This is a genomic window from Pseudomonas sp. UTLPPB19802 (assembly GCF_059730225.1).
On sequence record NZ_AP048545.1, the window covers coordinates 3,088,647 to 3,101,226 of the forward strand.

The 12,580-nt window shown below is 64.6% G+C and carries 9 protein-coding genes; 5 read left to right on the forward strand and 4 right to left on the reverse strand.

All coding sequences use genetic code 11. The annotated features are described in order from the left end of the window. Together AC6I6U_RS13910 and AC6I6U_RS13915 are read left to right on the forward strand one after the other, a co-directional pair. Complete coding sequence (locus tag AC6I6U_RS13910; RefSeq protein ID WP_497882491.1) at window positions 1–1,188, forward strand: MFS transporter; 1,188 nt, start codon at window positions 1–3, stop codon at window positions 1,186–1,188. Between the two features lie 63 nt (window positions 1,189–1,251). Continuing rightward, window positions 1,252–1,929 (forward strand): phytanoyl-CoA dioxygenase family protein, encoded by a 678-nt coding sequence (locus AC6I6U_RS13915; protein WP_497882492.1) that lies wholly within the window; start codon window positions 1,252–1,254, stop codon window positions 1,927–1,929. Window positions 1,930–1,971: 42 nt separating this feature from the next. On the opposite strand, the gene AC6I6U_RS13920 is transcribed toward AC6I6U_RS13915, so the two are convergent. After that, the gene (locus AC6I6U_RS13920) at window positions 1,972–4,257 is read right to left on the reverse strand and encodes an Orn/Lys/Arg family decarboxylase (protein WP_497882493.1); all 2,286 of its coding nucleotides are present in this window, start codon (window positions 4,255–4,257) and stop codon (window positions 1,972–1,974) included. Next, the gene (potE, locus tag AC6I6U_RS13925; protein ID WP_497882494.1) at window positions 4,250–5,650 is read right to left on the reverse strand and encodes a putrescine-ornithine antiporter; all 1,401 of its coding nucleotides are present in this window, start codon (window positions 5,648–5,650) and stop codon (window positions 4,250–4,252) included. Before potE ends, AC6I6U_RS13920 begins: the two co-directional genes overlap by 8 nt. A 223-nt stretch (window positions 5,651–5,873) precedes the next feature. On the opposite strand from potE, the gene AC6I6U_RS13930 reads away from it, so the two are divergent. From AC6I6U_RS13930 to AC6I6U_RS13940, 3 genes are all read left to right on the forward strand, one after another. Next, window positions 5,874–6,374 carry a sigma-70 family RNA polymerase sigma factor gene (locus tag AC6I6U_RS13930; RefSeq protein WP_497882495.1) on the forward strand — a complete coding sequence of 167 codons (501 nt, stop codon included), beginning with the start codon at window positions 5,874–5,876 and terminating at the stop codon, window positions 6,372–6,374. Window positions 6,375–6,414: 40 nt separating this feature from the next. Next, window positions 6,415–7,398, forward strand: a complete 984-nt coding sequence (locus AC6I6U_RS13935) for a FecR family protein (RefSeq protein WP_497882496.1) — start codon at window positions 6,415–6,417, stop codon at window positions 7,396–7,398. A 96-nt stretch (window positions 7,399–7,494) separates the two neighbouring features. After that, a complete protein-coding gene (locus AC6I6U_RS13940) occupies window positions 7,495–9,945 on the forward strand; it encodes a TonB-dependent siderophore receptor (RefSeq protein ID WP_497882497.1) in 2,451 nt (816 codons plus the stop codon). 82 nt (window positions 9,946–10,027) lie between these two features. Here AC6I6U_RS13940 and AC6I6U_RS13945 read toward each other — a convergent pair whose 3' ends face one another. Together AC6I6U_RS13945 and AC6I6U_RS13950 are read right to left on the reverse strand one after the other, a co-directional pair. Continuing rightward, window positions 10,028–11,179 (reverse strand): MFS transporter, encoded by a 1,152-nt coding sequence (locus AC6I6U_RS13945; RefSeq protein WP_497882498.1) that lies wholly within the window; start codon window positions 11,177–11,179, stop codon window positions 10,028–10,030. Between the two features lie 127 nt (window positions 11,180–11,306). Beyond that, window positions 11,307–12,458 (reverse strand): M14 family metallopeptidase, encoded by a 1,152-nt coding sequence (locus AC6I6U_RS13950; protein ID WP_497882499.1) that lies wholly within the window; start codon window positions 12,456–12,458, stop codon window positions 11,307–11,309. Window positions 12,459–12,580: the final 122 nt, after the last annotated feature.

Consider the following 12,580-nt stretch of genomic DNA (forward strand, 5'->3'; position numbering starts at 1 on the left):
ATGCGTATCAATCCCCCCCTTGTAGCGCTTTCCATCGGTGCCTTTGGCATCGGTGTCACGGAGTTCGCCCCCATGGGCATGTTGCCGAGCATCGCCGCCGATCTCGGTGTTTCCATTCCAGCCGCCGGGTTGCTGGTCAGCGCCTATGCCATGGGCGTGCTGATCGGCGCGCCGCTGATGACCCTGGCCACGGTCAGGGTGCCACGGCGTTACCTGTTAATCGGCCTGATGGCCATTTTTGCCTTGGGCAACCTGATGTCGGCACTGGCGACCAGTTACGAGAGCCTGCTGGTCGCCCGCGTGGTGACTTCGCTCAACCACGGCGCCTTTTTTGGTGTCGGTTCGATCGTGGCGGCCAGCGTGGTACCGCCGGACAAGCGGGCGGGCGCCGTCGCCGCGATGTTCATGGGGCTCACGCTGGCGACCATCGGCGGCGTGCCGCTGGCTACATGGTTCGGTGAGTTGATGGGCTGGCGTACCGCGTTCTGGGGCATCGCGGCCCTGGGGCTGGTAGCGATGGTTTCGCTGTGGTTCGCCTTGCCCAACCTGCCGTTGCCGAAGAACGATGGCGTGCTGGCCGAGATCCGCGTGCTGGGCCGTGGACCGGTGCTGTCGGCGTTGTCACTGACCGTGGTCGGTTCGGCGGCGATGTTTACCGTCTTCACCTATATTGCGCCGATCCTGAGCAGTGAAACCCATGCCTCCACTACCTTCATTACCGGCATGCTGGTGCTGTTCGGGGTCGGGTTGACGCTGGGCAACATGTGGGGTGGCAAGGCGGCGGATCGCTCGATCGACCGTACGCTGGTCGTTTCGCTGGTGGTGCTGATCGCCGTGTTGCTGGCGTTCTCGGTGCTGGTGCGCTGGCCACTGCCGGCTGCGGTGGCGATCCTGATCTGGGGTATTGCGAGTTTTGCCCTGGTGCCACCGCTGCAAATGCGTGTGATGGAAGCCGCCAAGGATGCGCCCAACCTGGCCTCCGCGGTGAACATCGGCGCGTTCAACTTCGGCAATGCCATTGGCGCGGCGCTGGGTGGGGCGGTGATCAATGCCGGGCTGGGTTATCCGGCGATTTCCCTGGCCGGCGCGGCGATGGCGGCTCTGGGGCTGGCGATGGTACTGGTGTTTAGCTGGCGTTCCCGGGCGGCGACGGCGACGAGTGGCTACAAGCCGGACGCGGCGGCTTGACGAGTATCGCGCCGTTCTGGACATTGCTGGCAACGGAATCGAAATGACGGAGCCAGGGCAAGCATGATCGACCGCGAACAACTTCATCGAGACGGCTATGTCCTGTTGCGCCGGGCGATCCCGGCGCCGTGGCTGGATGGGCTTCGCGCCGTGTTCGATGCCAGTGTCGTACCCTCGCAGCATTGGCCGGTGCCACGGGGCCTGGATTGGCGACATTCCCTGCTGGATGTCGATACCCAGGTCCAGGCGGTGTGTCGGCTGCCCCCGGTGCTGATGGCGGTCGGCGAGTTGATCGGCGAGCGGTTCTTCCTGTCCCAGGTGGAAGGCCGTGAGCCGCAGGCCGATGGCGGTCATCAGGTATTGCACCGGGACTTGTCGGCGCTGCGGCCCGGCGATACGGTCAACGCGCTGGTGTATTTCGACGACTATGGCTCCGACAACGGCGCGACCCGTATCGTCCCCGGCAGCCATCGCCCGGACCCTGCTGCACCGCCCTTCGATTTCAATGATGAGTCCTGCGCCGTGCAGCTTTGCGGCAGCGCGGGCGACATCCTGGTGTTCGATGCCGACCTGGTGCATGCCGGCAGCCTGAATCCCAGTGGCAGGCGTCGTCGCTCGCTGCTGGCCAGCTATTTTGCCGAGCCCTTGTACACCTCGCACCTGGAGACACTGGGCCTGCGAAATATCCGCATGGACACGAGCGAACGCTTCGACCCTGCGGACTTGCCCTGGCAGCGCTGATTGCCGGTAGCGCCTGCCACCGGCAATCACCCGCCCATGGCCCTACTTGATGACCAGCAGCCGATACACTCCGCCCAGGCTCTCGATGCCGTGGGTGTCATGGGCGAAGGCCGGGAACGCCCGGTCGAAGCTTTCCAGGGCGCGCAGGTAGGTCAGTTGCGGGCCGTCGAGCGGACCGGCATTTTCACCCGGCATCAGCAGCGGGATGCCCGGCGGGTAGGGCACGATGCCAGTGGCGACCACGCGGTTGGCGGCTTCCTCCAGCGTCACCAGTTCCACGTCGTCCTTGACCAGTTTCTCGTAGGCTTCCACCGGGCTGTACACCGCCTCGGGCAGCGTGGCGAAGGCATTGGCCATGGCGCGGGTGGTGTTGTGCTGCTTCATGGCCTGGAAGATCCGCTCGCACAGATCCTTGAGGCCCAGGTTCTGGTACTGGTCCGGGTGCGCCTGGGCGAGATCGGGCAGGCACAGTTCGAGGTCGAGGTTGGTGTCGTAGTCGCGCTTGAAGTCGAGCAGGGCATTCACCAGCGTACCCCACTTGCCCTTGGTGATGCCGATGGAGAACAGGAAGAGGATGGTGAAGTCGGTGGTTTTCTCCACCACGATGCCCTGGCGCGACAGGTAGGCGCTGAGCACATAGGCGGGAATGCCGAACGACTGCAGCTTGCCGTCGTCGCCCATGCCGGGGGTGAGCACCGAGACCTTGATCGGGTCGAGCATGCAGTAGCCGTCTTCGATGTTGCCGAAGCCATGCCATAGGTCGTTCGGGTGCAGTACCCAGTGTTGCGGTTCGCTCTTGAGGCGCGCCGGGTCGACCTGGTGGAAGTCCACGGTCTGGCCGTCGACATTCGCCGAGGGCGGCTGCCAGCATGAGAAGAACCATTGTCCCTGGCTTTCGAGGTCGGCGTGCATGCGCGCGATCACCTGGCGGAAGGAGATCGCTTCCTCGATCGATTCGTTGGTGAGGATCTGCCCGCTGGGCTCGCTCATCATCGCCGAGCTGACGTCGCACGAAGCCATGATCGCGTAGTTCGGCGAGGTCGAGGCGTGCATCATGAACGACTCGTTGAAGCGCGCGTGGCTGATGGCCTTGCGGCCGTTGCGCACGTGGATCATCGAGGCCTGTGACAGGGCCGCGAGCAGCTTGTGGGTGGACTGGGTGGCGAACACCGTGGGCTTGTCCGCGTCGTGCTCGTCCGGGTCGCCGTGCATGGCGAAGCGGTCCTTGTACAGCGGGTTGAAGCGCGCGTAGCCGTACCAGGCCTCGTCGAAGTGCAGGCGGTCGACGCTGGCGCCGAGCAGCTCTTCCACGCGGGTGACGTTGTAGCACAGGCCGTCATAGGTGGAGTTGGTGATGATCGCGTGCATCGGCGTCGGGTCGATGCCGGGCTTGACCAGCGGGTTGCGGGCGATGGCCTCGCGGATGGCGCCGGCCTCCAGGGTTTGCGGCAGGATCGGGCCGATGATGCCGTAGCGGTTGCGGGTCGGCTGCAGGTAGGTGGGCAGCGCTCCGGACAGGGTCATGGCGTGTTCGGCGGACTTGTGGCAGTTGCGGTCGCACAGGGCGATCTGGTTGCGGGTGACGCTGGCCATCAGGATCACCCGGTTCGAGGTCGACGAACCGTTGGTGACGTAGTAGGTGCGGTGGGCGCCGAACACCTTGGCGGCATAGCGCTCGCCCTGGCCGATGGGGCCGGAATGGTCGAGCAGCGAGCCGAGTTCGCCGACCGAGATCGACAGGTCCGAGCGCAGCAGGTTCTCACCGAAATACTCGTAGAAGGCCCGTCCCGCCGTGCTCTTGAGAAACGCCGTACCACCGGCATGGCCCGGCGTGTGCCAGGAGTATTCGTAGGAGCGCGAGAAGCGCAGCAGCGCGCCGAGCATCGGTGGCAGCACGGCCTGGCGGTAGCGCTCGATGGCCGCCAGGATGCGCCCGCTGAGGAAGCGGCTGGTGTCTTCGGGCAGCCAGATGAAGTCGTCGGCATGCTGCATCACCACCAGCGGAATGTTACTGGCGGTGCTGCGGTCGCTGATCAGGAACACGGGGACCCGGGTGTTGCGTTCACGCAGGTTGTGCAGCAGGTCGATGCACTGTTGGTGGCCCTCGCTGTGGTCCATGCCCCAGTTCAGCAGCAGGCACTGGATGGCCGGGTCCGAACGGAGGATGGCGCTGGCGTCGGGCAATGACTCGGACAGCAGCACGCTGATCGAGCGCTCTTCGACTTCGGTGATCAGTTGGCCAAGGGCGCGGCCGAACACGGTGCGCTTGTCGGGGGCGGTGCTGACGAGCAGGGCCAGCATGCCGAGGTTGCTCCTGGGCTCACTCATGGAGGGTCTCCAGGCGGGACGCGGCCCGCTCTTCAGGGCTGATGTGCCGGGCACTGACCGATTGTACCGGTACGCTGACGCGGCCCTCGGTTTCCAGGCGGATCAGGCGGTTGTTGACGAAGCCGAACAGGGTGTAGCCGAAGAAAGTGGCCAGCCCACCCCACATCAGCGCCTGCTCGCCGGAGCTGAACAGCGCCAGGTAGCTGTAGGCCGCGGCGATCAGGGCCACGACGTTCGAGGCCAGGGCCTTGCCCGGTGGCACGTTGGCGACTTTCTGGATCGTCATCAGGGCGGCCATCGACAGGATGTACGGCACCAGGTTGGTCACCACGGCCAGGTTCACCAGCACGTCGAACTGCTTGGACAGGTCCGGGCTGATGGTCAGCAGGCCGATGGCGGTCTGCGCCGCCAGCAGGATCAGCATGCCGATGATCGGCGTGCCGGCCTTGTTGACCTTGGCGAAGATCGGGATGAAGTAGCCGGTGTCGGCCGAACTCTTGAACACCTGGGCGATGGTGAACTGCCAGCCGAGCAGCGAGCCGATGCAGGCGATCACCATCAGGCCCATCACCACGTTGCCCACCATGGGCGTGAACAGTTGTGCGAAGGCCAGGCCGAACGGCGCGGTGGAGGAGACCAACTCGGCATTGTCGACGATGCCGGCAATGGCGTTGGTGGAGGCGATGTAGATGACTGCCGCACCGAGAGTGCCGCCGAGCACGGCGATGGGCACGTTACGCTCGGGGTTTTCCACCGCGTCGGTATTGGCGCAGGCCGACTCCAGGCCGAGGAAGGCCCACAAGGTGATCGCCACCGAAGCGTTGGCCGCCTGCCACCAACTGAGGCCGTGGGGGTTCCAGGCGGCCATGTACTTGGCGCCGTCGAACCAGAACCAGCCTGCCGTGGAAATGAACAGCACCGGGGCGATCACGCCCCATACCGTCACCGCGCCGATGCGCCCGGTGATGCTCGCACCGCCGAAGTTGGCGAAGGTGGTGAGCCACAGCAGGCCGATGGTGGTCAGGCAGATCTGCACCGGTGTGAGGGTGAGGTGGAACAGGGTCTGGATATAGCCGACGGCGGTGATCGAGATCGCCACGTTGGCGATCAACAGCGACAGGCCGTAGGTGTAGTTGGTGATGTAGTTGCCACCCTTGCCGAAGGTATATTCGGCGTAGCCGCCCATGCCGCCGGTCTTGCGGCTGAGCATGCCGCAGCGGGCGAAGGCATAGGCCAGGGCCAGGGAGCCGGTGGCGGTGACCAGCCATGACAGGATCGAGATGCCGCCTACCTCGGCCAGCTTGGTCGGCAATAGCACGATGCCGGAACCGAGCATGTTCACCGCGGTGAGCATGGTCAACTGTACGACACTCATCTTTTTCGCCGCAGCCATTCCTTTTTCCTCCGATACGAGGGCGGTGGCTACCGGCATGTCCCGACCACTGGCAGTCCGTTGCCCTACAAGAAAAGGTGAGTGGGTTTAGCTATAGCAGAGCCGCCCCGCTAAGCAAGAATGTTTCCGATTCATCCCTTCCTGTCGGCTCGGGTTCGGTAATGAATTGCGGCTATTAATAGGAAGCATTACTATTAACGCCCCGCCTTCATAGCCCGCCGCCATGAACCTCCAGCCACCTCGCAGACCCGGTTTTTTCGAGCATTACGAAGAATTGATCGGCACCTGGACTCGCCGCCTGCGCAACCGGCAGAAAGCCGAGGATCTGGCGCACGATACCTTCGTGCGAGTGCTGGAGAGCAAGGCCGGGAGCGTCGAGCAGCCGCGGGCCTACCTGCACCAGACCGCACGCAATATCGCGGTGGATGCCTATCGTCGCGAAGACCGGCGTGGCACCCTGGAACTGGAAGCGATCGATCACAGTGCGCCGTCCAGCGGCGACCCGGAGCATTTCATGCATGCCATCCAGCTGGCCGATTCCATTGAGCGGGCCCTGGCCGAGTTGCCGGTCAACTGCCGCAAGGCATTTGTCTGGCAGAAGATCGAAGGCCTGAGCCAGGCGGAGATCGCCGAGCGCCTGGGACTGTCCAAGAACATGGTCGAGAAGTATATGATCCGCACCCTGCGGCATCTGCGTGAGCGCCTGGATGGTCCGGGTCAATGATGGACAAGGCGATGCACACTTCACCCGGACAGGACTTTCCATGATGGATACCCGTGATTGCAGTTGCGATCCCAACACGGTTCGCGACGAAGCCGCCACCTGGTTCGTGCGGGTACAGGAGGCGCCTCTGAGCGCTGCACAGCAGGCCGAGTTCGATGCCTGGCGCCACGAACATCCGTTGCACCAGGACGAGTTCGACCTGCTCAAGGGACTCTGGAGCGCCACCGACCAGCTGCCCCAGGCGCGCTTGCAGGCACTCTGCGAGGTGCCGCCGGAGCGTGCCCGGCGTCGGCCACTGCTGCGTCATGCGGTGGCTGCCGGGGTGGTCGCGGTCGCGCTCGGGCTGGGCTTGTTCAGTGGCCTGGATCATCCGGCGCCCTACAGTGCGACGTTCACCACGGTGCTCGGCGAGCGCCGCCAGGTGGCGTTGCCGGATGGTTCGGTGATCGATCTCAACAGCCGCAGCCGGGTGCTGGTGAACTATGAGCGTGACCGGCGTTCGGTCGAGCTGGAGCAGGGTGAGGCGATGTTCAGCGTCGAACACGACAGCAGTCGACCCTTCGTGGTGCAGGCCGGCGTCGGCAAGGTGACGGTCACCGGCACCCGTTTTGACGTGCGCCGCGATCCGACCCAGACGCAGGTGGTGGTCGAGGCGGGGACGGTCAAGGTGCAGGGGCGCAACGCCGCTGACGACCAGTTTGTCAGCCTCACTGCCGGCCTTGGCACGCGGATCGATGCCCAGGGCCACGTCGCGCCGGCCCAATCGGTGAAACCCGAGGAACTGACTGCCTGGCGTAGTGGCAAGCTGGTGTTCAACAACGCCAGCCTGGCCGAGGTGGTCGCCGAAGTTTCGCGCTACCGGGACAAGCCGCTGACGGTCGCGACCCCGGCGGTGGGTAACCTGCGCCTGACCAGCGTGTTCAAGGTCAACGACACCGACGCCTTGCTCAAGGCCTTGCCGAACATCCTGCCGGTAGCCGTGCGCAGCCGTGCCGATGGCGGCCAGGAAATAATTTCAAAATAGATTCAGGTTTTTTTCGAGCTCGTCGTCTTCTGTCCAACTGCAACTGGTTTGCATTAACGCTCGCATCTGTTTGCGAACAACAGGACAAGGTCAGACGTGAACAACAACAAGCCCAACGCGCTTTACCAGGCGATCCGTAACGCACTGCCCAGCTCCCAGGCCTTCGCCTTGGCGCTGGCCGTAGCTGGCACCGCGGCCGTGAGCCAGGCGGCCCAGGCCGACAGCGCCATTCATATCCAGGCCCAGCCGCTGGCATCGGCCCTGAGCCAGCTGGGTCAGCAGACCTCCCTGCAAGTGTTCTTCAATCCGCAACTGGTGGCCGGCAAGCAGGCCCCGGCGGTCGATGGCAACCTGTCGCCGGAAGAGGCGCTGAACGTGCTGCTGCGCGGCAGTGGCCTGGACTACGACCTGCAGGACGGTTCGGTGACCCTGCGCCAGGCCGCTCCGGCCGCCAGCGGTTCGCTGGAGCTGGCCCCGCTGGACGTCAAGGTGGTGGGTGACTGGCTGGGCGATGCCGACCAGGCGATCGTGCAGAACCATCCGGGCGCGCGTACCGTGGTGCGTCGCCAGGCGATGCTCGAGCAGGGTGCGATGAACGTGAAGGATGCGCTCAAGACCGTGCCCGGCGTGCAGGTGCAGGAAAACAACGGCACCGGTGGCAGCGATATTTCCCTCAATGTCGGCGTGCGGGGCCTGACGTCGCGGTTGTCGCCACGCTCCACCGTGTTGATCGATGGCGTGCCGGCGGCGTTCGCGCCGTACGGTCAGCCACAACTGTCGATGGCGCCGGTGTCGGTCGGCAACCTGGACAGCATCGACGTGGTCCGCGGCGCCGGTTCCGTGCGTTATGGGCCACAGAACGTCGGTGGGGTGATCAACTTCGTGACCCGGGCGATTCCCGAGAAGTTCTCCGGCGAAGTCGGCACCACCCTGGAAACCACCCGCTACGGTGGTGTCAAGCACCTGGACACGGCATTCCTCGGCGGTACCGCCGATAACGGCTTCGGCGCGGCATTGCTGTACTCCGGCGTGAAGGGCCAGGGCTATCGCGAAAGCAACAACGGCAACGACATCAACGACGTATTGCTCAAGACTCACTGGGCGCCGACCGATGTCGACGACTTCTCGCTGAACCTGCATTACTACGATGCCAATGCCGACATGCCCGGCGGTCTGACCCAGCAGCAGTACGATGCCAAGCCGTACCAGTCGGTGCGCGACCACGACAACTTCACCGGTCGGCGCAAGGACATTTCCTTCAAATACAAGCGGCAGGTGGATGACCAGACCCAGGTCGAGGTGCTGACCTACTACACCGACAGCTTCCGTGGCAGCAACATTGCCGCCCGCGACCAGAAGACCCTCGGTTCCTTCCCGCGCAGCTACTACACCATCGGTGTCGAGCCGCGGGCCTCCCGGGTATTTGAACTGGGCGAGACCAGCCAGGAAGTCAGTGTCGGCTACCGTTACCTGCGCGAAGCGATGCACGAATCGACCAGCCGGCTGGCGCTGCTCAACAACGTGCCGACCGTCACTCCGACGTCCGATGGCCATGTCTACCAGGACCGTACGGGTGGCACCGAGGCCAACGCCTTCTACATCGACGACAAGATCGATGTGGGCAAGTGGACCATCACCCCGGGCATCCGCTTCGAGCGCATCAACACCGACTGGCATGATCGGGCGGTGCTGGGCACCAACGGCGTGCGGGTCCAGGAGAAGAATCGCAGTGTCGAGAGCAATGAGCCGCTGCCGGCGCTGAGTGTGATGTACCACCTCTCCGATGCGTGGAAACTGTTCGCCAACTACGAGACCTCTTTTGGCAGCCTGCAGTACTTCCAGGTCGCCCAGGGCGGCAATGGCGACAGCACTGCCAACGGCCTGCAGCCGGAGAAGGCCAAGACCTACGAGCTGGGCACGCGCTATGACAATGGTGTGTGGGGCGGCGAGATGACGCTGTTCTACATCGACTTCGCCGATGAGCTGCAGTATGTCAGCAACGACGTGGGCTGGACCAACCTCGGTGCGACCAGGCACCAGGGGATCGAGACTTCCGTGCACTACGATCTGTCGGACCTGAACCCGGCGCTCGACGGCCTGACGGCGAACCTGGGCTACACCTACACCAAGGCCACTTCCCAGGGCGATATCCCGGGCTTCAAGGACCGCGACCTGCCGCTGTACTCGCGCCAGGTGCTCAATGTCGGCTTGCGTTATGCGGTCAATCGCTGGACCTACAACCTCGACGGTTTCGCCCAGTCCGCCCAGCGGGCGCCGGGGACCGGAACCAATGCCGACGGCAGCTTCAACGGCAACTACATCACCCAGCCGACTGCCGATGGCCAGTACGGCAACATTCCCGGCTACATGACCTGGGATGTGCGTGGTGCGTACGACTTCGGTGCGCAGTTGTCGAACCTGAAGCTTGGGGCGGGGGTGCGCAACGTGTTCGACCAGCGTTACTTCACTCGCTCGAGTGACAACAACGCGGGGATCTATGCGGGCGAGCCACGGACGTTCTTCGTGCAGGCAAGCGTGGGTTTCTGATGCGCTGGTGGCCGCTACAGGGCCTGGAGGAACCGGGCCCGCTCGCCACAGGTGCGACGAGCGAGTGCGCGCCAGCAGTGGCTCAGACCCGCAGGATCTTGCCGCTGATCGCGACCCCCACCAGCATCAGCGCAATCAACAGGAATGCCAGGCCCAGGCTGCTCGCATGGGCGATGAAACCGATCGCCGCCGGGCCCGCCAGAATCCCCGCATAACCCAGGGTGGTGATCGCCGGCACGGCGATGCTTTCCGGCATGACCTTCTGCTTGCCGACAGCGGTGTACAGTACCGGCACGATATTCGAGCAACCCGCACCGACCAGCGCGTAACCCACCAGCGCCGCCTCCCAGTCGGGAGTCAGGGTGGCCAGGGCCAATCCTGCCGCAGCGGTGAGCCCGCCCATCACGATGACCCGCTTGGCCCCCAGGCGCCGGACGATAGCGTCACCGGTCAGGCGACCGATCGTCATGGTCAGGGCGAAGGCGGCGTAGCCGAGTCCGGCATAGGCATCCGGCACCTGGCGCTCGGCGCTGAGGAATACCGCGCTCCAGTCCAGCATCGCCCCTTCGGCGAGAAACACGGTAAAGCACAGCAGGCCGATGAACAGCACCACGCCGTGGGGCACGGCAAACGCCGGCCCGGAGCTTTCACTGCCATAGGGCAGCAGGTGCGGCGCGGCCTTGAACAGCGACACCAGCAGGAACAGGATCACCACGCCGATGGCGCCCAGCGGCGACAGGCCCAGGCCAAGCAGGGCGCTGACCCCGGCCGCACCGGCGATGCCGCCGAGGCTGAACAGGCCATGGAAACCCGACATCATGGTCTTGCCGCTGGCCCGCTCGACGATCACTGCCTGCAGGTTGACGGTGGAGTCCACCGTGCCGAGTCCGGCGCCGAACAGGAACAGGCTGATCACCAGCAAGGGGACCGAGCTGACGGTGGCCAGCAGGGGCAGGGCGGCACAGATCAGCAGGGTGCCGACGGTCAGCACCCGGCGGCAGCCGAAGCGCCCGGCGAGGGCACCGGCCACCGGCATGGCAATGATCGAGCCGACGCCCAGGCACAACAGGAGCAGGCCGAGGGTACCTTCGTCGAGCCCGGTCCGGGCCTTGGCGTAGGGCACCAGCGGTGCCCAGGCGGCGACGCCGAAGCCGGCGATGAAGAAGGCGATGCGGGTCGACATCTGTTCCAGGCGCCCCGGACGGGTGGGGGCCTGGGTGGTGAGGGCGGTCATGCGGAATCCTTGTCGGTACGGCGAGCCACGCTGGGCTCTTGCTCTGATTTCTGTGGCAGCCGGCAAACCGGCTCCTCACGGTGCAGCCTCTGCGTTCGAGGAATGCCGGGTGCAAACAGTTCCAGCCTCAGCGCAGACGTCCGACGATATCGGCGATGCTGGTCAGCACGTCCTTGCCCAGTTGCGCCGAGCGCTTGCCCGACCAGGCGGTACGCGCGTCCGGGGCGTCGTCGTTGTCCTTGAACGGCATTTCCAGGGTCAGCGACAGGCAATCGTATCGCTGGCCGACGCTGTTGCAGGCCAGGGTCATGTTGGCCTCTCCGGGCAGGTCGCGGGTGTAGCCATGGGTGGTCTGGAAGTCCCGGGTCAGGGCGCTGAGGTGGCTGCGAAACTGCTGTTCCAGCTCGGCGATTCGCGGGGTGTAGCCAGGGTTGCCTTCGCAGCCGGCGGTGAACACGTAGGGGATTTCCTCGTCACCGTGGATGTCGAGGAACAGGTCCACGCCATACTGGGCCATCTGCTGCTGGACGAAGAATACTTCCGGGCTGATTTCCGGGCTGGCGCTTTGCCAGGCGCGATTGAGGTCCTGGCCCATGGCATTGGTGCGCAGGTGGCCATGGAATGCGCCGTCCGGGTTCATGTTCGGCACCAGGTACAGGTCGGCAACGGCCAGCAGTGCGTTCAACTCCGCATCGTCGCGGTTCTGCAGGCGTTCGATCACCCCTTCCATGAACCACTCGGCCATGTGTTCGCCAGGATGCTGCTGGGCGATCAGCCAGACCTTGCGCTTGCCCGCGTCGCCGTTGCCCTTGCGCAGCAACGGGATTTCACGGCCCTCGACGCTCTTGCCAGTGGCCAGCCGTTCGGTACCGGCGTGGGTCAGGGCCTGCTCGATCAGCCAGCCATGTCGCTCGCGGCTGTAGGGCTCGAAGTAGGCGAACCAGGCTTGCGGCTGCTCGGCCTGGAACTGGATGTGCAGGCTTTCACCATCGAAGCGGGTGTCGGTGCGAAACCAGTCATGATGGTCGTGGGAGGCCGCGGCACGGTAGCCGGTCCAGGCCTTGTTGTAGGAGGACTGGCTGGCGTTGGTCAGTTCGAAGGTATAGAGCTGGCCCGGTTGCAGGCCCTCGACCTTGAAGTGAAACCACTGGAAGTGCTGGCTGCGGGTGTCCGGCTCGATGGCCAGCAGCAGGTGCCGGGGGTTGCTGGCGTCCAGTACCTGAATGTTGCCGCTGTCGAAATCGCTGCTGATTTTGAGTGAAGGCAGAACCACGGTCATAGTCTGTGTTCTCGAATATGATGTCTTGTGGTTGCTACTGTACACGGCAAGCGGCGGTTGGCCGAGGCGTGTCAGACCTGACACGGGGAAGGGGGCGTCGTCCCTGACGCAATCTCAGGGTA